The organism is Paenibacillus sp. FSL H7-0357, assembly GCF_000758525.1.
Classification (GTDB): Bacteria; Bacillota; Bacilli; order Paenibacillales; family Paenibacillaceae; genus Paenibacillus_AQ.
Genome location: NZ_CP009241.1, coordinates 5,603,120 through 5,625,776 on the forward strand (window position 1 = coordinate 5,603,120; position 22,657 = coordinate 5,625,776).

General features: G+C 48.2%; 23 protein-coding genes. 10 read left to right on the forward strand and 13 right to left on the reverse strand.

Annotation, left to right across the window (positions count from 1 at the left end; all coding sequences use genetic code 11):
* Positions 1 to 37: 37 nt before the first annotated feature.
* The 4 genes from H70357_RS24810 to H70357_RS24825 form a co-directional block, all read right to left on the reverse strand.
* The gene (locus H70357_RS24810) at positions 38 to 1,327 is read right to left on the reverse strand and encodes an arsenical efflux pump membrane protein ArsB (RefSeq protein WP_038595147.1); all 1,290 of its coding nucleotides are present in this window, start codon (positions 1,325 to 1,327) and stop codon (positions 38 to 40) included.
* Positions 1,328 to 1,358: 31 nt separating this feature from the next.
* Entirely contained in the window at positions 1,359 to 1,685 is a 327-nt protein-coding gene (locus tag H70357_RS24815) for an ArsR/SmtB family transcription factor (protein WP_038595150.1), read from the reverse strand.
* Between the two features lie 177 nt (positions 1,686 to 1,862).
* Positions 1,863 to 3,083 carry a GAF domain-containing sensor histidine kinase gene (locus H70357_RS24820; protein ID WP_038595152.1) on the reverse strand — a complete coding sequence of 407 codons (1,221 nt, stop codon included), beginning with the start codon at positions 3,081 to 3,083 and terminating at the stop codon, positions 1,863 to 1,865.
* A gap of 103 nt (positions 3,084 to 3,186) precedes the next feature.
* Positions 3,187 to 3,477, reverse strand: coding sequence for a MazG-like family protein (locus H70357_RS24825; protein WP_038595156.1), 291 nt, complete (start codon positions 3,475 to 3,477; stop codon positions 3,187 to 3,189).
* Positions 3,478 to 3,680: 203 nt separating this feature from the next.
* Between H70357_RS24825 and H70357_RS24830 the strand changes: the two genes are divergently transcribed.
* The 3 genes from H70357_RS24830 (at position 3,681) to H70357_RS24840 (ending at position 5,997) form a co-directional block, all read left to right on the forward strand.
* Positions 3,681 to 3,881, forward strand: coding sequence for a hypothetical protein (locus H70357_RS24830; protein WP_038595159.1), 201 nt, complete (start codon positions 3,681 to 3,683; stop codon positions 3,879 to 3,881).
* 104 nt (positions 3,882 to 3,985) lie between these two features.
* Positions 3,986 to 5,101: a C45 family autoproteolytic acyltransferase/hydrolase gene (locus H70357_RS24835; RefSeq protein WP_231578313.1), complete on the forward strand. Its 1,116-nt coding sequence runs from the start codon at positions 3,986 to 3,988 to the stop codon at positions 5,099 to 5,101.
* A 20-nt stretch (positions 5,102 to 5,121) separates the two neighbouring features.
* Complete coding sequence (locus H70357_RS24840; RefSeq protein ID WP_038595161.1) at positions 5,122 to 5,997, forward strand: effector binding domain-containing protein; 876 nt, start codon at positions 5,122 to 5,124, stop codon at positions 5,995 to 5,997.
* Here the strand turns inward: H70357_RS24840 and H70357_RS24845 are convergent.
* Together H70357_RS24845 and H70357_RS24850 are read right to left on the reverse strand one after the other, a co-directional pair.
* Positions 5,979 to 6,992 carry a serine hydrolase domain-containing protein gene (locus tag H70357_RS24845; protein WP_038595163.1) on the reverse strand — a complete coding sequence of 338 codons (1,014 nt, stop codon included), beginning with the start codon at positions 6,990 to 6,992 and terminating at the stop codon, positions 5,979 to 5,981. The genes H70357_RS24840 and H70357_RS24845 overlap by 19 nt on opposite strands.
* Before the next feature lie 26 nt (positions 6,993 to 7,018).
* Positions 7,019 to 7,843, reverse strand: coding sequence for a MerR family transcriptional regulator (locus tag H70357_RS24850; RefSeq protein WP_038595165.1), 825 nt, complete (start codon positions 7,841 to 7,843; stop codon positions 7,019 to 7,021).
* 248 nt (positions 7,844 to 8,091) lie between these two features.
* On the opposite strand from H70357_RS24850, the gene H70357_RS24855 reads away from it, so the two are divergent.
* Entirely contained in the window at positions 8,092 to 8,685 is a 594-nt protein-coding gene (locus tag H70357_RS24855; RefSeq protein WP_038595168.1) for a hypothetical protein, read from the forward strand.
* A 37-nt stretch (positions 8,686 to 8,722) separates the two neighbouring features.
* On the opposite strand, the gene uxaC is transcribed toward H70357_RS24855, so the two are convergent.
* The 3 genes from uxaC to uxuA are packed head-to-tail and all read right to left on the reverse strand — an operon-like array spanning position 8,723 to position 12,829.
* Positions 8,723 to 10,126 (reverse strand): glucuronate isomerase, encoded by a 1,404-nt coding sequence (gene uxaC / locus H70357_RS24860; protein ID WP_038595170.1) that lies wholly within the window; start codon positions 10,124 to 10,126, stop codon positions 8,723 to 8,725.
* Between the two features lie 18 nt (positions 10,127 to 10,144).
* Entirely contained in the window at positions 10,145 to 11,752 is a 1,608-nt protein-coding gene (locus tag H70357_RS24865; protein ID WP_038595173.1) for a mannitol dehydrogenase family protein, read from the reverse strand.
* Positions 11,753 to 12,829, reverse strand: a complete 1,077-nt coding sequence (gene uxuA, locus H70357_RS24870) for a mannonate dehydratase (protein ID WP_038595175.1) — start codon at positions 12,827 to 12,829, stop codon at positions 11,753 to 11,755. It lies immediately after the preceding gene.
* A 172-nt stretch (positions 12,830 to 13,001) separates the two neighbouring features.
* Here uxuA and H70357_RS24875 point away from each other — a divergent pair, with 172 nt between their 5' ends.
* Positions 13,002 to 13,655, forward strand: coding sequence for a GntR family transcriptional regulator (locus tag H70357_RS24875; protein WP_038595176.1), 654 nt, complete (start codon positions 13,002 to 13,004; stop codon positions 13,653 to 13,655).
* Positions 13,656 to 13,759: 104 nt separating this feature from the next.
* Here H70357_RS24875 and H70357_RS24880 read toward each other — a convergent pair whose 3' ends face one another.
* The 3 genes from H70357_RS24880 to H70357_RS24890 all read right to left on the reverse strand — a co-directional run bounded on the left by H70357_RS24880 (position 13,760) and on the right by H70357_RS24890 (position 16,887).
* The gene (locus H70357_RS24880) at positions 13,760 to 14,839 is read right to left on the reverse strand and encodes an LCP family protein (protein WP_052092236.1); all 1,080 of its coding nucleotides are present in this window, start codon (positions 14,837 to 14,839) and stop codon (positions 13,760 to 13,762) included.
* 225 nt (positions 14,840 to 15,064) lie between these two features.
* Complete coding sequence (locus tag H70357_RS24885; RefSeq protein WP_038595178.1) at positions 15,065 to 16,084, reverse strand: Gfo/Idh/MocA family protein; 1,020 nt, start codon at positions 16,082 to 16,084, stop codon at positions 15,065 to 15,067.
* 29 nt (positions 16,085 to 16,113) lie between these two features.
* Positions 16,114 to 16,887: a sugar phosphate isomerase/epimerase family protein gene (locus H70357_RS24890; protein WP_038595180.1), complete on the reverse strand. Its 774-nt coding sequence runs from the start codon at positions 16,885 to 16,887 to the stop codon at positions 16,114 to 16,116.
* A 139-nt stretch (positions 16,888 to 17,026) separates the two neighbouring features.
* On the opposite strand from H70357_RS24890, the gene H70357_RS24895 reads away from it, so the two are divergent.
* Complete coding sequence (locus tag H70357_RS24895; RefSeq protein WP_038595183.1) at positions 17,027 to 17,812, forward strand: helix-turn-helix transcriptional regulator; 786 nt, start codon at positions 17,027 to 17,029, stop codon at positions 17,810 to 17,812.
* 128 nt (positions 17,813 to 17,940) lie between these two features.
* Here H70357_RS24895 and H70357_RS24900 read toward each other — a convergent pair whose 3' ends face one another.
* Positions 17,941 to 18,696 carry a YheC/YheD family protein gene (locus H70357_RS24900; protein WP_038595185.1) on the reverse strand — a complete coding sequence of 252 codons (756 nt, stop codon included), beginning with the start codon at positions 18,694 to 18,696 and terminating at the stop codon, positions 17,941 to 17,943.
* A gap of 208 nt (positions 18,697 to 18,904) precedes the next feature.
* Here H70357_RS24900 and H70357_RS24905 point away from each other — a divergent pair, with 208 nt between their 5' ends.
* The 4 genes from H70357_RS24905 to H70357_RS24920 all read left to right on the forward strand — a co-directional run bounded on the left by H70357_RS24905 (position 18,905) and on the right by H70357_RS24920 (position 22,644).
* A complete protein-coding gene (locus tag H70357_RS24905; protein ID WP_038595188.1) occupies positions 18,905 to 19,720 on the forward strand; it encodes a DUF6492 family protein in 816 nt (271 codons plus the stop codon).
* A gap of 14 nt (positions 19,721 to 19,734) precedes the next feature.
* The gene (locus H70357_RS24910; protein ID WP_052092237.1) at positions 19,735 to 21,063 is read left to right on the forward strand and encodes a sugar phosphate nucleotidyltransferase; all 1,329 of its coding nucleotides are present in this window, start codon (positions 19,735 to 19,737) and stop codon (positions 21,061 to 21,063) included.
* Between the two features lie 256 nt (positions 21,064 to 21,319).
* Positions 21,320 to 21,859 carry a PadR family transcriptional regulator gene (locus H70357_RS24915; protein WP_038595191.1) on the forward strand — a complete coding sequence of 180 codons (540 nt, stop codon included), beginning with the start codon at positions 21,320 to 21,322 and terminating at the stop codon, positions 21,857 to 21,859.
* A gap of 86 nt (positions 21,860 to 21,945) precedes the next feature.
* Positions 21,946 to 22,644, forward strand: a complete 699-nt coding sequence (locus tag H70357_RS24920) for an ABC transporter ATP-binding protein (RefSeq protein ID WP_038595193.1) — start codon at positions 21,946 to 21,948, stop codon at positions 22,642 to 22,644.
* The last annotated feature ends 13 nt before the right edge of the window (positions 22,645 to 22,657 follow it).

The following is a 22,657-nucleotide window of genomic DNA, read 5'->3' on the forward strand; positions in this document are numbered from 1 at the left end:
GGGTCGATCCATAGGCGCAATGCAATATAGTTTAGGTTTAAAATAGAGTCAATCTTAAATAGAGGCCCACTAAAGTGATAAACAATGTAGGAATCGTCAATATAATTCCGGTCTTAAAATACGTGCCCCAGGAGATTTTCACACCTTTGCCCGAGAGCACATGCAGCCACAGCAGCGTGGCCAGTGATCCGATCGGCGTAATCTTCGGGCCTAGATCTGAGCCGATGACATTGGCATATATCAAAGCTTCCTTAATGATTCCGGAGGTATGTGTGGCGTCGATAGCCAGTGCGTCAATCATGACCGTAGGCAGGTTATTCATTACCGATGAAATGACAGCGGCTATAAAGCCCATCCCCATTGTGGCAGCGAATACCCCCTGATCCGCAACAACCTGAATCAAATCCGCTAGTATATCCATTAACCCGGCATTCCGCAATCCATACACAACAACATACATCCCGACAGAAAAGAACACGATCGCCCAAGGTGCGCCCTTAACTACTTCCATTGTTGAAATAGCAGAGCTTCTTCTGGCCATGAGCAGGAAAAAGATCGCAATAGTCCCAGCCACCACAGAAACCGGAATGTTCAGGAATTCACTGACGAAGTATCCAACCAGCAGAATCGCAAGCACAAGCCAGGACAGTTTGAACATTTTTGGGTCTTCGATCGCCTCTTGCGGATGTTTAAGCTCTGAGCTGTCGAAGTTACGCGGGATGCTTTTACGGAAGAAGAGGTATAGCACCAGGGTACTTGCTGCCAAAGAAAACAGTGTAGGTATCAGCATATGCCCTGCATAGTCCATGAAGCTGATTCCGAAGAAGTCCGCCGATACGATATTGACCAGATTGCTTACCACCAGCGGCAATGAGGTCGTATCCGCAATAAAGCCGCTGGCGATGATGAAGGGAAAGACCTTTTTCTCATCAAAATTCAGCGCACGGACCATGGCCAGGACAATAGGCGTCAGGATAAGCGCCGCTCCGTCATTGGCAAAAAACGCAGCCACTACCGCACCAAGAAGTGTGACATAGATGAACATCCGGGTTCCATTCCCCCGTGCAGCTCTCGCCATATGCAGGGCAGCCCATTCAAAGATCCCAACCTTATCAAGGATTAAGGAAATCAGAATAATCGCAACAAACGCCAGTGTAGCATTCCACACGATTAAAGTGACATCGAGAACATCGTTAAAGCTGACTACACCTGCCAGCAAAGCGAGAATCGCACCTCCGCAGGCCGACCAGCCGATAGACAGGTTCCTGGGTTGCCAAATAACAAAAACCAATGTGAGCAAAAATATAAAAATTGCAAGTATTACCAAGTCTGACCCTCCCGTTTATGTATGATTCTATTTAGTCACAGCAGACAGCACCAGACACCTTGTTGAGTCCTGCCAAAATCTCTTTGGAATCCGGCGTATACTCAAGAATAGCCTGAATATGCGGCTTGTCTTTGATATTCAGGGAATAATGAACCCATTGCCCTCTTTTCTGTTCTTTGACCAGCCCTTTGCTTTTCAGTTTGCGCAAGTGCTGACTGATCGCCGGCTGTGAAATATCAAATAATTCAACGAATTCACAGACACACCACTCCCGTTCTTTCAATAACGAAAGCATAGAGAGACGTGTTTTGTCACCCAGCAGCTTCAGATCATCCACGAGTTCATTTAGAACATCCATGCAGGTTTCTCCTTTCCAACATATAAGTCATTACTTATATTCTAAAACGCTATTTAGAATTAAGCAACCTCGGTCTAGACAGGACATCACAAATACTCCTCCGAAGCGCTTGAGGCTGCACAAGCGCTTCGGAGGAGTAAGATCAACTATTTACAATTTAAGTTGATATACAGGTTATTACGCGACAGCACATGGAAGTTCGAATACAAAGCAGCTTCCCTGTTCACACGAATCCTTAAGCCATACTCTCCCGTTCATCAATTCGGCAAGCTGCTTGCAGATTGAGAGTCCTAATCCCGCACCGCCAAATTTGCCCGGAGTTATTTTATCATGAATTTGCGAGAAGGAATGGAACAGACTGTTCATTTGTTCGGCCGGCAGGCCGATCCCGGTATCCCTTACCTCGAAAGTAACGATGACCCCGCCATCTGGGGCAGCTTGATTCCGGATTGAAAGGCATACTTCACCCTTTTCCGTGAATTTAAGTGCATTCCCAAGCAGGTTGGTCAAAACCTGACGGATTTTATTGCTGTCTCCCAGCAGTCTGGGATTGGCCTCGCTATCGAAAACGGCCGACAATTCCAGGCCCTTCTTCTCTGCTTCTGTGGAGAATAGTTGCAATACATGGCCCACGACTTCACGGACAATAAACGGGCTGTTGTCGAGCGTCATTGTGCCAGCCTCCATTTTGGAATAATCCAGGATCTGATCCATCATAGCAAGCAGATTACTACCGCTCTTCTCGATGACATCGACGTATATGGACTGTTCCTCGGAGAGCTCAGTCGACTCCAGCAAGCTTGCCATGCCAATGACACCGTTCATCGGTGTACGAATTTCGTGACTGAGCACTGCAAGCAGATTATTCTTGTCCTCCAGTACCTGCGCAGCTATTTCTTCAGCCTCTCTCAGCTGTATAAGCGTTGATTCCATTTCAAGCAGCACGGTGAAAAAGGCTGACAAAGAAAGCAGCAATTCAATATCCCGTTGCTGATACTGATAGAAATCCTGATCAAAAGAGCAAAGTGAACCGTAAAACTCGCCTTTTTCATTACGGATCGGAACTCCGATAAACGAACAACCGCCTACGAATTGAGTCGCATCCATGTCTTTGGTTAACGGATGGGTAAGATTATTGTTAATAAGCAGCGGGCCCTGGGCATGCTCCGTCACCAGCGCGCAGTAAGACTCCTCATTGTCTACTACCAGTCCCTCTCCCAAGATGAGCTTGTCCCGGTTGTATGCTTTCATCACCTTTGTAGAGAGACTATCCAGATTCGCGATGCAGAAAGTATTTGCGGGGATTAACTTGCTTGCTGTATCCATAACCTTGGCAGCCGAATCATATAACTTTATGGAAATGACCGACAATACATCAATAAATTCTGTCTTTAACATAATGCCGTTCGTCCCTTCTAGTCCTGCTAATTCCAAGACCACACACATTTCACACTGCTATTAACAATATCACATTCTATACAAATGAGATACATTCCCCATATTATTCCCAGTTTCTGTTGTCATTGATTTCCTTCTTGCGATTGAAGGCGTCCTCCAGATTAATGTCCAGTTTGTTAGCTAAATCAAAGATGTTCCACACCACATCGTACATCTCATAACCGAGATTCTCTTTCTTCTCGGCATCGGGATGAAAGGATACTGACAGTACCTCTTGCGACAACTCACCAACCTCAGTCATCAAGTACAACATCCGCTGCTCAATGGTACTCCTGTCAAAACCTTTCACTTCACTGAATTCTCTTACGTACTGTTGGAACTCCGCTGTGTTCATTCCCCTGCTCCTCACCTTTGTTCAAATATAAACATTCAATTATTCCTCAAATATAATATATACCATTTATCCCGCAGAACAAAAGTTTGCAGCAAGGAACAAGGACATGACAACGTTAGCGGTTGATAGGTGATTTTAGGCATTAGACAACCTAAAATAAGCATATTTAGTTACATAAACCCTGAAGAGACGGTGATTAATCCATGACCCATAACCAAGAATTCAAAGTCTATATCATAACCTCCAGCGATATCCTGCGCTTCTTTGTCATCGAAATTATCCTCGGGACTGTAACCTATTCTATAGCGTTGAAGCTTTTCCACAATGTAATCCTGGCAAGTGCCGGAGGATGGGCCGGCACGGAAGGAATCAAGCGGCTGAACACTTTACGGAAATTCCTGTAACAGCTAAGAGCAAGCTGAAACAGTATCATGCCAAAAACCTAAAACAGCAGAAAATATCAAAATCAATTATTTCCTTTCTTGTAAAGTAAAACAGGAAAGGTAAGGTGACTATTTTGAAAAAAACCACGGCGTATTATAAAACCTTTGAAGGAAACAGTTATCAAATTGGCGTATTGCTTGGTAAATGGGCGTTGTCCAAACCGGAAATGCTCAAAGCTATGTTGCTCCCTCTAAATGTGTACCCTCAAAAGAAATTACAGGAAATCACAGAACTACTGGATCAATATTGCAGCGGTATTAATGAAGAAATACAAGGATTCGCTGATACCGTTGGTATTGAACGCGGTCAAGCATTGTTTTATGCTATGACCTATTTAGAACGCGGATGCAGCTTGTTTGCGGCAATGCCTGCCAAAACACGGGACGGACATACTATCCTTGCGAGGAATTATGAGTTCTCCGATGTGATGGAGGAGCTTTGCTTTAGCTATACTCAAACAGCTGGTAAATACAAGCATCTCGGCTCTATGATTAACCTATTTGGTCGCGGTGATGGGATGAATGAATGTGGCCTTGCCGTTGCCCAAGCCTCCTGCGGAATGCCTGTGGGTAATTTTGAGGGCGGACAGAAGGCGGAAGTAAGCGGACTGCAGTTCTGGGCTGTCATTCGCGGAATTTTGGAAAATTGCCAAAACGTTAAGGAAGCAGTTAATTATTGCATGGAGGCTCCCATCGGGTACAACATGAATTTGATGCTTGCCGATAAAAGTGGTGAAATAGCCTTGTTTGAATGTATTGATGGACACAAAGCGAATAAGTTACTGGATGGCCAAACAGAAGAATCTTTTTTAAGTGCTACCAATCACGCAGTACTTACTGAGCTAAAGTCCTTTGAGAAAGTGATCCTAGAAAATTCCATGATTAGAAACGACCTTATTGTCCACTTTAGCCACGCAAGGGAAAAATTCACGAAAACAGATATAAAACAATTGCTATCTTCACCCTATCCAAATGGGTTATGCTGCCACTACTACGGAGACTTTTTCGGCACATTGCGTTCTATGATTTTTGATGTAACAGCAGGACAAGTGGAAATGACCTTTGGTTCCCCACAGCAGAATGATTGGCAGTTGTTTACTTTCGCTTCACAGAAGGATATGGAATTTTCTGTACAGCTTCCTTACGAACAGACACCAAAAAACTTTTATAATATTTTATAATTTGAGAAAGAGAGGCTGCTATGGACTATAGGATGCAATTGGAAAAAGCATTGGTTTTTATTGAAAGCAATCTAAATAACGCTATCTCCGTTACTGATGTTGCTAAAGCAGCCTCCTATTCGTATTATCATTTCCATCGTTTTTTTCAAGCAATGATGGGAGAAACCGCAGGAAGTTATATACGCTCCAGAAGACTGACACAGGCCGCTAAGGAATTGCTGTATACTAATAAAAGAATTTTAGATATTGCGGTTTCTTTGCAGTTTGAATCCCATGAAGCTTTCAGCCGGGCCTTTAAATCCCAGTATCATATGACACCGAATCAATACCGCAAAAACCGTGTAGAGACCATCCTTGGCAGCCGCAGGGAAATCACTAAACCTGAAATACAGCATCGGTGTAATTCTATTACGCTGCGGCCGCAAATTGTCGATGTTGAACCCAAACAGCTCGTTGGCATACGATTTCAAACTAGTGTTGCAAACAATCAAAGCGTTAGTAAGTGGGAATATTTCCAGTCTCGGGTTCATGAAATCCATCATGCGCTTCCTGACTCCTGCCGTTATGGCATCTTTGAGTCTGCACAAGGCTGTACATTTGATTCGTTCAGTGAGCAGAGCCAAACAAGCGAATTTATCGGAATAGAAGTAAACGAACCAAGCCTTGCTCCAGATAAAATGTGTTATAAAAAATTCCCCGGAGGAAAATACGCACGATTCACACACACTGGAAAGGTACACTCATTGTTTCAAAGTTATCAGTATATCTGGGGAGCTTGGCTGTCTGCAAGCGATGTAGAACTGGCTGCCAGGGATGATTTCGAATGCTATTCTGAACGGTTTCTAGGCGCGGATAACCCCGAATCTCAGATTGATATTTATTTTCCGATAAAATAATTAATCAGTGTCCATCTATCCCGGGGATTCATCATGAATTCTGATGCGATGGCTACGACTAGATCTTTTTCTGGAATACAGCAAATGACATTGCCGCCATCTCCCATTGCTAAGTATGCAGAAATTCCATCCTCTTGGCGTAACCACCATAGGTAGCCGTACTTATTAGGGTTCATTGCTGTGGATTCGCGGGTCCATGCACCCGAAACAACCTCATGTTCGTCCCAAATGCCACCGTTCAGATATAGGAGACCAAAACGTGCCATATCACGGGGACTTAGTGTAAGTCCCCATCCTCCTGTGGAGTTACCGTTCGGATCTGCAACCCATCCCCTCACATTTTCCCCAAATAGATCCTCAAAGCCGAACGATTTCATTTTATAATCCGGAATTTCTTTCATCCCGATGGGTTTAAATAAACATTCGTTGGCAAACTCACGGGCACTTTTCCCTGTGCTGCGGGTGAGGATGGCGGAAAGCAGATGCGCCCCTGCGGTGGAGTACTTAAAGGTTCCAATACTACCTTGTTGGCCGAGAATATCCAAAGTGTATTTTACCCAGTCAGGCTGCATGCACATCTTGTCGAGCGGTTCTTGCCAGTCCTCAAATGAATAGGGAGCTGTCATCGTGAGTAGATGGCGTATACTGACTTCTTGTTTCTGCTTATCAGCCGCACCTTGAGCATATTCGGGGAAAAAATCGAGCACCTTCTGGTCTACATTGCGAATATATCCTGCATCTATGGCAATGCCAACGAGAGCAGATATGACACTTTTCGTTACAGAGGCTACATGGTGCGTATCCTCCGGGCCATAGCCGTTATAATAGTTTTCATAAGCCATGTATCCGTTTCTCACAACAACAATACCGTTTATATTGCTGTACTCCGATTTAATGATTGGATCAAGCGCTGTAAGCTTCTCAGCATCCTTCCTCAAGGTTGCCGGGTCTGGGGCTTGCAGCCATTCTGAAGTGGGCCAGTAGTTTCTTTGCATGATAGACACCTCTCTACAAGACGTTTTTAAATTTTCTTTACAGGAAAATATATCTCGGTAACGTGATCCTCAGGACCGGTGCCTTGATAAGGGTCGGTTACATAAATTTCATAGGGTGATTTCACCATTACATAGCCCTCATTCTCTATCCATTCCCTCAGCTTGGCATAGACCGAAGTCAATTCCGAATATGATCCCTTTAAAACAGACTTCGCACACAGGCCTCCAGGCAGATTACGCGTTCCGTTTACCGTTTCTTTTACCGGGATGGCAAACTCGATATCATTGCTGGCCGGATTGTATTCAGCGCTGTGATAAATTGTCATTGGTGTACCCAGCGAGGTGAGTTTTTCAGTCGCAATCTTCTCATATAACCTGCTAAAATACTTTCCGTATCCAAAAGCATAGTCATCCCTGCTCATCATCTGACGCATATAAAGCATATTTATTGGCCGGGTTTCAACAAGTTGCACTTCAATATCGTCCATATAGGACATAATCGGCAGGCCCTTCTCTACATTTAAAATATCGTTGCTTATTTGTTGCAGTGTTTGTTCAAAAGCTTTCAGCTTGTCCTCTATTTCTCTTTTCTTGCGATCCAGGGCAGAACGAAGCTTCTCATCGGATTGATCCTCTTCCCAGTCCAGAAGAGCTTTGATTTCTTCCAGTGAAAAATGATAGGATTTCAAACGGTTGATAAAGAGCATCTTTTTAAGCTGCCTGATAGAATAATACCTATAGCCATTTTCCGGATTAATCTCATCAGGTTTAATTAATCCCATTTCATCATAATATCGGAGCGTTTTTGTAGATACTTCGCATATCTTCGAGAAGTCTCCAATCGAAAGCAAGCCGTCCCCTCCATTCCTTGTATTTGTATCCACTATGCACCTTCCCCTAAGGGCAAAGTCAACTACAAAATAATAAAGGCGCAGAGACCGGAATTAACGGCTTCTGCACCTCGTCAGTCTGAAATATTGCTTGCACCAGAGGTACATGCCGGGGCTGTCTCCCTGAATCCGCAGGAATTTGCGCATCACATGAAATGCAACCTTTTAGCCACTGGGAACGTTTGGTAGGTAACCCGGAGGTGTTCCTTATGAGAAAAGCAGCCTTGCTCGTTCTGTTGTTCACTCTGTTCCTGCCCGCCCCAAGCACATCAGCCTTATCCTGTGTACAACTGCTTTCCATGGAAGCGGCCTATGATACATACGATGGAGTCGTCATTGGACATGTGGAGGATGTCGTGCAAATCAGCTCCAACAACCAAATCCATATGACGGTAGTACGCAGTTTCAAAACGATCACGGAACCTTCCCTTGTCGTTGACGAAAATATGACTTGGGGTGCGATGAACGGCCCCAGCGAAGAAGGCAGTGATTATCTTTTTTTTCTGAGGCAAAAGGACGGCAAGTGGGAAAATCCGTTATGTTCCCCTTCCGTAAAGATTTCGGACGCCTACGTAGACCTGGAGTTTCTGAAGGATAAAGAAATCAGCATTTCCCCATCACCTAGTCCTACCGTGAGTCCAGCCGCTGAAAGTCCTTCGACTGCAAGTGCCGCCAATGCCGGTGCAGAACCAGCAGCCGGACAAGCTGGAGACAGCCGGCACCTCTGGATTGCTGCGGGGATAGCAGGTGTAGGCCTCATTACCGGATTGTTTCTTCTGCGCTATTTCAAGCGGAACAGGTAGCTTTTGCAGTTCTTCGACTGTAAAATTATCATCTTTATCAGGTTAATTGAAAATAGCGGTTGGCATTATGGTAGCAAATATCCTGAACGATGCCTCCAAGGAATGAAAGATCCCGCGGGGCCTCCCCGCTGGTCACCCAGCCGCCGATATGGTTGCACAGAATCCGGCGGAAATACTCATGACGTGTATAGGACAGGAAAGACCTCGAGTCTGTCAGCATCCCTACAAAGCAGCTGAGCAGCCCCAGATTGGATAAGGAAGTAATTTGTTTGATCATTCCGTCCTTCTGGTCGTTGTACCACCAGCCGGAGCCGAATTGAATCTTCCCTTTGACTCCTTCGCCTTGGAAAGACCCCGCCATCGCAGCCAGCACATCATTCTGCACTGCATTCAAATTGTAGAGAATGGTCCGGGGAAGCTCGCCGGTCCGGTCCAGCCCGTCGAGCAGCTTGTATAAGTTGTCCGCGTAGCTGCGGTCACCGATGATGTCGAAGCCCGTGTCCGGACCAAGCTCCCGGAACATCCGTGTGTTCGGATTGCGGATCGCACCGATATGCAGCTGCATCGCCCAGTCGTGGGCGGCATATTTGCGGCCCATGGCTAAGAACAACGCTGTTGCGTACTGATCGCATTCCAGTCTGCTCAAGGTCTCGCCGCTCAGCCGCTTGCTGAAGATCGTCTCCAGTACAGATGGCGGCGCCTCAGCATAAGGAAGGTGTGAGAAGCCATGGTCAGAGATCATACAGCCCTGCTGGTCAAAGTATTCAATTCGCTCCAGCAGCGCGCGTTCCATCAGTTCATAGGAGGTGATGGCATACCCTACGGTCTGCTCCAGGTTTGCTACATAACCCGGAAAGGACTCCGCTTCAATCAGCAGTGCCTTATCCGGCCGGAAGGTCGGCGTCACCCCGGTCTTGAACTCTTTGTCTCCGGCAATCTGCTCATGGTACCGCAGATCATCCACCGGATCATCCGTCGTGCAGATCCATTTCACCCTGGAACGGGTAATCAGCCCCCGGGCCGTGAAGCCGTCCTGGGCAATCAAGGTGTTGCAGTGGTCATAGATCTTCCGCCAGTTGTCCTGACTCAGCTGCTCCTCTACGCCAAAGTAAGCTTTCAGCTCCAGCGCCGACCAATGGTACAGCGGGTTGCCGACAGTATAGGGAAGCACCTCGCTCCACTTGGCAAACTTTTCTTCATCAGAGGCATTGCCGGTAATATATCTCTCTTCGATCCCGAATGTTCTCAGCGCACGCCATTTATAGTGGTCTCCACCCAGCCAGACCTCGGCAATATTATTGAAACGTTTATTGTCGGCAATGGCTTTCGGGTCCAGATGGCAATGATAGTCGATAATAGGCAGAGCTTCCGCATACTCATGATAGAGTATCCGGGCCTCCTCTGACTGCAACAGAAAATCCTCATGAATAAAAGGCTTCATCCTAATGCTCCTTTACCCTTATTTCAGGTATTTCTCCAATGTGCTCCGCACAGCTCCCGGGCCGGCCAGCATTTCAAGGAACATACCCTCAATCTTCTCCCCAAGGCCGATGTCATAGAGCCGAACACCAAAGAGCTGCCCGTCTTCAAGAATTGGCCGCACATTTACCGCGGTAGCTCCGAGTGAAACTCCCTGCAAATGTCCTTGCAGTACCTCAAGCAGCGGGTCCGGACTCAATGTGAAAGGTTTGCCTTCATCATCTACTCCAAGCAGATAGCGGCACCAGACGGCAATCGCCAGCGGGATGGCTGTCAGCTGCGCCGGATCAAGATCCTCCCGGCGGATATACGATTTAATGGTTTCTCCGAACCGTATGCCCACCTTCTGTGAGGTGTCGGTCGCGATCCGCTGCGGGGTATCAGGGATAAACGGATTGGCGAAGCGTTCTGTCAATACTTCGTCCAGGAACTGCTTTGGACTGAGAATCCCCGGATCCACAACGACCGGCAATCCCTCTTTGTAGCCGATGATTTCCACGAATTTACGCAGCGTATCATCCTTCATCTCATCGGCAATCAGGGTGTAGCCAAGCAGACAGCCGGATACGGCAAGCGCGGTATGCAGCGGATTGAGGCAGGTTGTTACCTTCATCGTCTCCACGTTGTTGACTGTATCGCGGTCGGTAAAGATAATCCCTGCTTCCTCCAGCGCCGGACGGCCATTCGTGAACTTGTCTTCAATCACCAGATATTCGCTGATCTCCGCGTTTACGAATGGGGCTGTATAGGTATTCTTGGAAGTGACGATGACATCCATATCGCCGATTCCCTGTTCCAGCAGCGCCGCTTGGACCGTTTCGGACGGGCGCGGCGTAATTTTGTCGATCATGGACAGCGGGAAGGCGATTAACCGCTCGTCCTCCAGATAAGTCACAAATCCTTCTTCGACAAGTCCCTTGCCGGCCCACTCTTTGGCAATGGTCACGACACCGTTCTTCAGCTTATCGCCATTGTGGGAGCAGTTGTCCATGCTGACAAAGGTCATCGGGTATTGGCCCTTCAGGTAGCGACGGTAGGCCAGGGAAGCCACGATGCTCATCGCATGCACCGGCTGCTCCGGCCCGCCTGCGATATCCTTTTCCACGATGCCGAGATACTGTCCGTTCGGGCCTGTCAGTGAGTAACCCTTCTCCGTAATGGTGAAGCTGGCCATCTGCAGGCTGGGATTCTCGAACACCTCCGTCAGACGGCGGTAATCCGCTTCACGGTTCTTGTCAGCTGCGATTCCCTCAACAATGCTGCTGACGATCTTTTTCTGGAAATCACCGCGTGCGTTCATCAGCACGAGCAGTGTCAGATTGTCGTATGGCTTGTAGACCTTATCGATCATCTCAAAATCGAACGTTTCCGCCGCGATGATCCCGGTGTCCGCTTTGGCGCTGTCCAGCAGCTTCTGGTGGGCATTCGCCACGAATCCGCGGAAGATGTTGCCTGCACCGAAATGAACCCATTCCGGCTTCGCCTGTGTATTCTTCGCCACTTGATCAAAGTCAAAGCGCGGAAGCTCTACACCCGCAGCCTTCCAGGCTGCTTCATCAGAGATACTGCTTCGGCTTAAGCGCAGCATTTAGTTCGCCCCCTTGACATTGTCAAGACTGTCCCATACGCCAAGGAGATACATGATGCCCATGGCTCTGTCATATAGGCCGTAACCCGGACGGCAGTTCTTCTCTTCGCCCCATAGATGCCGCCCGTGGTCCGGACGCACATAACCGGTATATCCATTCTCGTGATAGGCTTTGACGACTTCAGCCACATCCACACTGCCATCACGCCCGCGGTGCGACACCTCTATAAAGTCACCGTTCTCAAACACCTTCACGTTGCGGATATGGGCAAAATGAATACGGTCATGGAACTCGCGGATCATCGCCGGCAGGTCGTTCTCCGGATTCGTGCCCAGCGATCCTGTGCAGAAGGTGAGACCGTTGTAGGGACTGTCCACCAAATCCAGGAACCTGCGGATCATTTCCCGGTTGCGGATAATGCGCGGCAGGCCAAAGATCGGCCAGGCCGGATCGTCGGGATGGATCGCCATCTTGATGTCTACTTCCTCGCATACTGGAATAATGCGTTCCAGGAAGTATTTGAGGTTCTCGAACAGTTTATCTTCGGTCACATCTGCATAGGCTGCGAACAGCTCATCCAGCTTCGCCAGCCGCTCAGGCTCCCAGCCTGGCATTGTGAATTGTCCGGCGCCTTTCAGAATCCGGTCCACCATCTCACGCGGATTATCGGTAATGGCAGCCTTTTCATAAAAGAGGGCATTGGAGCCGTCCGGCAGTTCCTTGTACAGCTCCGTGCGGGTCCAGTCGAATACAGGCATGAAATTATAGCAGATGACTTTTACGCCCACTTTGGACAATTTGCGGATCGTGTCGATATAAATATCGATATATTTATCACGGGACGGAAGACCGATTTTGATATCATCATGAACGTTGACGCTCTCCACCACAGCTGTGCTGAAGCCTTTGGCAGTGATTTGATCCGCCACTTCCTGGATCCGTTCCATTTCCCACACTTCACCGGCTACTTTATCGTGCAAAGACCAGACGATACCCATAACCCCCGGAATCTGCCGGATATGGTCAAGCGTAATGTTGTCATTGCCTTCACCATACCATCTCCACGTCATGTTCATTGATAGAACCTCCTCTGATTTAACCTATGGTATCTTGTATACAAGATTTCCTTGATCATAAAATACAGCCATTAAGTTGTCAATATATCTTTCGAAACATTATCGTTTACTTTAATAAACCTCTACAATGATGTATACTAGGTCTTAAAAACGACAATGGAGCAGGAGTACAATGTCAATTAAAGAAGAAATTATGAATTCGCTAAAGAACGAAATTCTTACCCTGACGCTGAAACCCGGTACCATTCTAAGTGAGACCGCCTTGTCCGAACGGTTTCAGATATCAAGAACACCTTTACGCGATGTGCTGAAGCAGCTCAGCCGGGAGTCCTACATTGATGTCTATCCCAAAAAGGGCAATTTGGTCTCTTATATTGACCTGGAGTCGGTCGAACAGATTATTTACCTGCGAAGCGTTCTGGAAAAAGAGATTATCAAATATCTGTCCACTCATCTTGTACTCAAAGGCGTACATGAACTGAAAGATATTTTGCAGCAGCAGAAAGCCGCCATCCATGAAGAATCGGCCACAGAGCAGTTTCTCCGCCTGGACGATGCATTCCACGCTGCCCTGTTCAGGTTAGCCGGCCGGGAGTTCCTATGGAATCTGATTCAGCAGTCCAATGTGCATTATGAAAGATACCGCAGACTGCACATGCTGAGAACGGAGAAGCTTGAGGAAATCTGGAATGAGCATCAGCGTATCCTTGAATACATGATGCAAAAGGAAACCGAGTCCATTGATGCGTTGATTCATCACCATCTGCGGGAGGATATCAATTCGCTATACCTGCAGGAGAACTTCTCGGAGTACATCAGAGCATAAATGAAAAAGGGCTGTCTCCACAGTAGAAACTTCTACTGTGGAGACAGCCCTTTATTGTTCGTACATGTACCAAGCATAGTGAAACCTATGTATCGTGCTCCAGCCTAATCCGTAATTCCAAAATCATGAAGCAGCTGCTGCTTGTCGAGCGCAGGCAGACCCAGCGGTTCGCGAAATTTCTGCAGCTTCACCAGCAGATCCTCTTCTTTGGCATAGACATAAGGGCTCTTCCAGACCGAATCCAGTGTAATCAGCTCACTGGATGAAGGCTTCATGGATTTATAATTCAGAATCCAGTCACGGAGCTGAACTTTGTCGATATCGGTGCGGATATTCTCCCCCAGGATGTCGATGATATCCCCCAGCTGAGCGAGCCCGTTAACAGAATCCAGCTTGCCCAGAATCAGGTTCAAGACCTCCTGCTGCCGCTCATTGCGGGATATATCTGAGGATTCTGCCGTTCCCCGGTTCGACTTGCGGTAACGGACGAAATCCAGCACTTCCTTGCCGCTTAAATGCTGCATCCCTTTAGTCAGATTAATGTTCGTTCCGTCCGCATTATCCACATAGCGCATATTCATCGGCACATCGATATCCAGTCCGCCAAGCTCATCCACTATGCTGCTGAACGCCTCAAAATTAACCAGAATCATATGGTCAATGTCGACCTGCAGAATGCTGCTGTAGAACTCCTTGGTCTTGCTTAGAACCTCACCTTTGTTATGTGAGTAATAATAAGCGTAATAATAATTGGCCTTATGCGTGCCGATATCACTGCTTGTGATCTTCATGTCACGGGGGATGGACAGGATGGACAGCTTTTTGCTCACAGGCTCATAGACCACCGGCATCAGCACATCCGTATTCAGCGTCCCTCCGCTGCCACTCCGGTTGTCCACACCAGCGAGTAAGAACGTGAGCGGTTTATTCTCATCCACGGCATCCGCAGCATCAGCCTCGGCCGAAGCTCCAGGCATAGGCGATGCAGGACTTGCCGTTTCACTGGGAGTCGTTCCCGATGCCGAAATCCGGTCAAGTGCCCGTTCAGCCTTATAATACAAAGTTCCTGCATAAACAGCTCCAGCGATCAGACACGTACCCAGCACAGCGGTTACACTAAGCAGCGTTTTGCGGTTACGTGATTTGCTGCGCTGCGCTTTCCTTCTCTTGCTTCGTTCTTGCATTCCCTTCCTCCTGTTTACTTTCATTAGTATAAGGAATTATAGCATAGACCGGTGTTAATGCTCAAAAAATGGCAGAGATCAAGCTGACCGCTTGTGCCTTTCACAAAATACTCTTTACAGGCAAGTTGCTGATTAAATAGCCTTCCGGCAGACAAAAACCGCAGCCAAACCGGCTGCGGTTTCCATCATTTGTAACCTGAACTATTTGCTTAAGTGTGAAAATAATTACAGCTTGACCATTTGCCCCGTTTTCTGGGATTCGAATGCAGCCAAAATAACTTTCAGGGATCTCAGACCTTCTTCCCCAGAGATCGCCGGAGGTGTATTCGTTACGATGGATTTCACGAAATCATCAATGACACCGCTCGGCACTTGTTTTTCATTGGTCGCCATAGCGCCCACTTTGTAGGTCTCGACCGTACCATTCGTAAGCTCTACGATCACTTCGTCACCCTCTACAGTACCAATCTTCATCACGCCATGCTCGCACCATAACACGGTACTGTTGTCCCCGCCTCTGTATTGTGTCCAGCTGGCAACCAGTGTTCCGATGGCGCCGCTCTTCATACGCAGGATGCAGGCTGCGTTATCATCGACTTCCGTGCCTTCTTTGTGTAAAGTGCTGATAAAGCCGGCAACTTCGGATACTTCGTCGTTCAGCAAATAACGGATAAAGTCTGATTTGTGTACGCCCAGGTCGCCCATCGCACCCATGATTGCTTCTTCTTTGCGGAAAAACCAGCTGTCTGCACCGTCTACACTCCAGCCCTCCGGACCGGGGTGCCCAAAGGACGTGCGGAATGTAAGCACTCTGCCCAGTTTGCCGGAGTCGAGAATTTCTTTGGCCTTCACATGAGGCGGCATCAACCGCTGATTGTGTCCAACCATCAGGTACACTCCGTTTTTACGGGCAGCTTCGATCATCTGCTCACCTTCTTCAGCGGAGCATGCCATGGGTTTTTCCACCAGAACATGTTTGCCTGCATTGGCAGCCGCAATAGCCAATGAAGCATGCAGATAGTTCGGTGTACATACGCTGACCGCATCCACTTCTTCATTAGCCAGTAATTCCTCGTAGCTGGCATAACCTTTGCCGCCATAGGTTTCGGCCATCTTCTCGGCGCGCTCAATGATAGGATCTGCAAAAGCAACCAGCTCTACGTGTTCACTCGCTGCATACTCTGGAATATGTCTGCGCTCGGCGATGGCGCCGCAGCCGAATACAGCAACTTTGATTTTTTTCATGTTAAATAGCTCCTTTAAGCAATGGATTATTATTTGTTTAAATAGTTTTGTTTAAGCCAGCTATAGCTGTTCGATATACTTTCAAGCGGCGGGTTCTGACAGACATCCTGCTCCACGATCAGCCATTGCACCCCCGCTTTCGCTGAGGCCTCAATAACCGCAGGCAGATTAACGGAACCTTGTCCCAATTCAAGCGTTATCATCTGACCCTGCTCGTCTGTACTGAAATCCTTCAGATGGAGAAGCGGCAGACGTCCGGCATATTTGTGGATATACTCGATCGGATGATGTCCAGCGAATTGTACCCAGCACACATCCATTTCCACTTGAACCGCTGCCGGTGTGGTTTGCATAAACATGCCATCAAATGCGTTATGTTCTCCGGCCTGTCCTATAAATTCAAAATCATGGTTGTGATAACCAAAGATCAATCCCTGCTTACTGACTTCAGTTCCTATTTCCTGCAGCTCGGAGAACAGCTTGCACCACTCCTCACTGCTTTGAGGACGATCCTCGGGCATTAGAAAAGGACAGATCATATACGCTGCACCGATAGTTTTGAGGTAATCAATCTCTTTTTGCAGATCCTTACGCATGGCTTCCAGCGAAACATGACTGCTGAATCCTTTGAGACCCAGCTCATCAAGCAGCGACTTCATTTGTTCAGCGGGAATATCTCCATACCCGGCAAATTCAACGCCTTGATAACCAAGCTCCGCCACCTTCCGGAGTGTTCCTTCGAAATCAAAAGCGGTTAGATCACGGAGCGTGTACAGCTGCAACCCGATATTGATCTTGTTCATGATAACAAGCACCTCTGTCTACTTAAAATTTTATTGTTCTCTCTGGTATCATTCTAGTGGAATACAGACTAAAATGAACATATACAATATCGACAGAACATGAACTATTTGCTCTGAATTCGTTGGGAGGGTCATATTCGTGGACACGTCTCTGCTCATCTGCGATCACTCATATCACTATAAGTCGTTTAACCACAATCTGAAGGGCGGATTACAGAATTACCTGTTCCGGCTACAGACCGAAGGCTCCTGTGAAGTGACTTCACACGGCAAAGAGTACACCCTGAGCGGCGGTGATCTGCTGCTGCTCAGGCCAGGCGACGATTACCAGCTGACAGTGAAGGAACCGGATCATAAGGGACGCCTGTCCAGCGGAGACTATTATCTGTTCTGCGAAGGCCCCTGGATTGACGCCTGGTGGAAACGGAGGAACCGTCCGGTAGCTAACCGGATTGGCCTGGATGACAAGCTGATTGGCTTATGGCGCAACCTGCTGCTGGAGAAACGGCGCGGTTCGCTTGAAGAGGATACCGAGCTGAAGGATGTGCTGCTGCGCAGCCTCTGCCTGTATATTGACAGAGCGATTACCGAAAATGTACAGGCGGACCGGAAGGGTACGGCAACCCTGAAGCTCAAACGGTTTATTGAAGAGCATGCCACGGTCACCTTTAAGCTTGAGGAAGCTGCCGGCTATGCCGGTCTTAGCCTGTCGCGGGCAGTAAGGCTGTTCAAGGAGCATTATGGTAAAACCATGATTCAATATGCGATTGAGATCCGGCTCAAAGCGGCTGTAGAACAGATCAAATACAGTGAATTGACGCTGGAGCATATTGCCGAAACTTGCGGCTTCGCCAGCTACTCTTATTTTCACCGCGTGTTCCGGGCTCACTTCGGCGTCTCTCCGTTAGAATACCGCTTGAAATGAGATTGAACCGCTGGTAAGCATCACGGGCAAGGACACTCTGCTGTTCTGCACATCGCCCGCCAGACAGCAAAAGGCTCAGTTTTCACTGAGCCTTTTGCTGTCTGGCGGGTACTCCTGATGCGAAAGCTTTATTTCCCCATGTAAAAACGCCGGTATCTCATTACTCTTTTATACATGGATTTATCCTTAAGCTGATTAAAGATATAGGGATCGGGATTCATGTTCACTTCAATAATCCATGGCGTCAGCGACCGGTCCAAACCGACATCTACGCCAATTTGCCGAATCCGGGGGTAGGTTTTCTGCATATGAGCGGCCATGCGGGTGCCCAGTCTATTTAATTCCTCTATCAGCTGCGCAAGCCTGCGCTCCGAAAGATGGGTCGAGAGCAATTTCTCAATCGCCATGGGTTTGCCGCCGCTGTGGTAATTCGTCACAATTTTGCCCGGATGCCCCAGCCGCCCAATGATCCCGGTAGCTTCCCATACGCCCTTGGGGCTTAACTGTACCATCACCCGGATATCAAAGCGCCGCCGGTTATGCTTCAGCAGGTGAATCCCTTTCTGAATCAAATAACTCCTGCCGTTAGTCTTCTTCGCCAGACTTTTGTGAAAGGCCTCAAAGCTGTCAAAATGACGGACGGTTTCTTCATACTGGTAAGTAAAGCCCTGCCGTTCCCCCCGCTCCGCGCGGATGACCCCGTTGCCATAGGTTCCCCGTTCCGGCTTGACATAGATCATTCCATAGCTGTGAATCATCTGCTCCAGATTACGTTTGCTGAATTTCCGGGTGTCCGGAATAAAGGGCCTGATCGAAGCGTTGCGCAACAGCAATTTGGTCTTGAGCCATTTGCTCTGCGGTAAGTTAGCGTGTTTTGCCTTCACTCATGCACTCTCCTGTCTGAGATGGGATGAATTCCCTCCCTGATTTACATAGTCACTGCATCCTATGCAGAAGAGGCCACGGCTGAATTAAGCATCTATCCCGTAATGAATAGATTATCTTTACGGTGATCTATGCCCGGTCATGAAGTGAATTCGCGGCATACATTAGTGCAGACGCTCATGTCAATTTGTGCATGGAGATGAACCTATGTCAGCAACCTCAGCAGGCTTAAGTGTTAGCGGTCCCGCGATAGATGTCCTTATTCCGGCGATTGAAAAGGACCTGGCGACCCTCCCTCATGTGATCGACAGTCTTCGCCGCTATGTCCGCCACCCCATCAGCAATATCTATATTGTCTCACCGAACAGCAGCAAGATCAGAAATCTGTGCTCACGCAAAAACTGTATCTTTGTCAATGAGACCACCGTTCTGCCGTTTACTAAAAAGGACATCCGTTATTCCTCCTCCCGCTGGAACCGTTCCGGCTGGCTGTATCAGCAGCTGCTTAAAATGAACGGTGATCATATCTGCCGGGAGAGTCATTTTCTGGTCATTGATGCCGATACGGTGCTGATTCGTCCCCACCGGTTCCGTACCGGGGGAAAGAGTATCTTTTATTGCCGCAACTGGAGCCAGCCGGAATATTTCCGCACCTACCGCAAGCTGCTGGGTACTGCCGCCCCTTCACCCAAATCCTTTGTCACCCATTACATGCTGTTTGAGAAAGCAAAACTGGCCGGACTAAAAAGAAAAATCGAAGCCCGGCACGGGATGTCTTGGCATGCCGCCATTATCCGCAGTATCGACAAGAAGAAACAGTTCGGCTTTTCCGAATTTGAAACCTATGCCAATTATGTCTATAGCGGAAACAGCGCCGCTGTGATATTGAAAAATGCCAACAATAAGTCTCTAAAAACCTCAGCCGCTTCTCTGGGAAAAGCGCAGATTCGGAAGTATGCCCGTACCTACCGTTCGCTTTCCTTCCATCAGCGTAAAGGATATTCCACTCCACCTAAGCATTAAGGAGGCAGACAGCCGTGCATACCATTCTTTTATGCGGCGGTTCCGGACAGCGGCTGTGGCCGCTGTCCGGACGGATCCGTTCCAAAATGTTTCTAGAGCTGCTTCCCGCACCGGGCGGAGGCACAGAGTCCATGCTTGGACGGGTATGCCGCCAGCTCAATCACTGCGGACTGGGTGAATCGGCGTTGTTCGTGACGCATAAGGATCAAATGGCTCTGACCCGGCGGTATACCGGAAATGGATACCCGGTAATCGGGGAGCCTTATAAGCGCGGTACTTTCACCGCCGCCGCGCTTGGGGCACTCTACTTGCACTCCACCGGAAAAGCTAAACCCGAAGATACCCTCTGCGTGGCTCCGGCGGATATGTTTGCGGATGATGCGTTCTTCCGTTTATTTCATCAGTTCACGGATACATTGGCCGCTTCACAGGCAGACCTTGTTCTGCTTGGGACAAGGCCCACCCATCCCTCGGACCAGTACGGCTACATTGTCCCGGGAAAGGGGAAGACTTCCGCCTATTCGCCCGTCATTTCTTTTGAAGAAAAGCCGGTCATCTCTAGAGCCCGTGAACTGTTACAGGAACATGCGTTATGGAACTGTGGAGTTTTTGCTTTTTCACTGCGCTTTATGCTGTCGCATCTGGAACAAATGGGGCTGCCTATTGACCTCGCCGCATTTACAGACGCGTACCCCGGATTCCCGGTCCGCAGCTTTGACAAGGAAGTGGCTGAGCGCAGCAGCAAAGCCGTCGTGCTGCCGCATGAAGGCGAGTGGCGTGATCTGGGAAGCTGGGAAACACTGACTGCCCAGCTGAATCATCATGTAATTGGTGCAGGGGGCATTTGGGGAGAGTCGGGTCATACCCATATTGTCAATGAATTGAACATTCCGCTGCATGTGATTGGCGTACCCGGCATAGTTGCCGTAGGAAGTCCCGAGGGCATTCTGATTGCCGGCAAAGCAGAAGCAAATGCCATTAAAGAAATCCTCCAAGACGTTTCCGCTGCACCGAGGTATGGGGAAACTGAATGGGGGAGCTTTACCGTGCTGGACGAGGCAACCAGCGGTTCGGGGCTTGTGCTTACAATTAAATTGTCCCTGCTGCCGGATCATGCCCTGCCTGAAATGCCCTGTCTTCATTCCAGCAAGAGCTGGATGATAGTGTCCGGTCATGGAGAAGTCGTTCTGAACGGATCGGTTGCTGCGGCCCGCACAGGTGAGATATTTACAATGATTCGGGGAGATCGGCATGGAGTCAGGGCTTTCACCGCCATGAAACTGATTGAGATACGGACTCTCGAAGAACAGAATGATGATGACGATAGAATCTACGACTCGTAATCAGGGATGAAAGGGTTAGAAAACGCTATCTCATTTTGAGGAGATCATCCGTTTCGGTGAAGTCATCCAATGAATTCTTTTCCAAGTAGGCCATCGTTGCCTCGGGCAGTTTGATATAGCACATTGAAACTGCCCAGGCGACGGCCATTTTCACATAATATCCGTCATGCTTGTATAACCGGATTACATATCAACTTGACAGAGTCAAATAGTCATTATACAATATTCAACGTTGAGTAATGGAGGTGGAAAACGATTGACACGATTACTTGTACTTGGAATGCTGAATGTTCAGCCTATGTCAGGTTATGATGTACAGCAGGGGCTGCAGATGACAGATGCGGAACGCTGGGGTGGGGTGCTGATCGGTTCTATTTATCATGCACTGAAAAAAATGGAGCTGGAGGGTTATGTTGCGGTCACAAGCATTGAACAGACCGGGCATCGCCAAAAGGCGATTTACACCATTACTGAATCCGGAAAACAGTATCTGCAGGAGCTGATCAGCGATGCGCTAAAAGCTTCTTCTGTGCTATACCCTTCGAAGATGTATTCCGGTTTATCCTTTTATGAAAAACTGTCGCCGGAGGAATGCCGAAGAGCATTAGAACAGCAGCGCAGCACTCTACAGGACGAATACGACGCTGTGAAGCAAGGTTTTGAAGCCAAAGATGCAGCCATGCAGCATAACATCCCTCCAATGGTCATGTTGATCATGGATAATATGTTCGCCATTATCCGGCAGCAGCAGGATTTTGTTGAAAAGGCGCTGGCGCTTTTGGATACGCAGGAATAAACACTCTCCCTCATAACTGAGGGAGAAAAAAATGCCCCTATACTCAACGATGAATAAACAATGTGAAGTAAAGGAGAGTGGAAAGAATGAACCTCATTGAAGCCAAAGGTATCCACAAGCAATTCCGTAACCGTGAGGTAGTAAAGGGAATTGACCTGGAAATCAGGCAAGGAGAAGTTCTTGCTCTGATTGGCACAAACGGAGCCGGAAAATCAACCACCTTGGCGATGCTGTTGGGGATTTTGCAGCCGGATTCCGGCGACATCACACGCTGGAGGGACGATTACCGTGCGCATATAGGTGTGCAGCTCCAATCGACTCCATTTTTTGAAGGATACACAGCTGAAGAGAATCTTGCACTTTTTGCGGCACTTTATCATGTGAAGCTAAGCAAGGCGCAAATACGAAACAAGCTGGAGGAATGCAACTTAGCAGATGCAGGAAAAACACCCGCCGCCCGTTTGTCCGGCGGACAGCAAAAGCGGCTTGCCATTGCAGTCACTGCGATACACAATCCCGATTTAATTGTTCTTGATGAACCAGCGGCTGGGCTTGACCCCCGGGCACGTCAAGAGATTAGAAGAATGATTGAGCGGCTTGCCGGGAACAAAGTGACTGTGCTGTTCTCCTCTCATGATATGGAGGAAGTATCCCGTATCGCTGACCGCTTGATTTTGATGGACAACGGACAAATCATTGCTGAGGGACAACCGGAAGACTTGTTGCAGCAATATCATGAAGAAAAACTGGAAGATCTATATCTTCAGTTGACCGATAATGCTTAGATTGGGAGGAAAA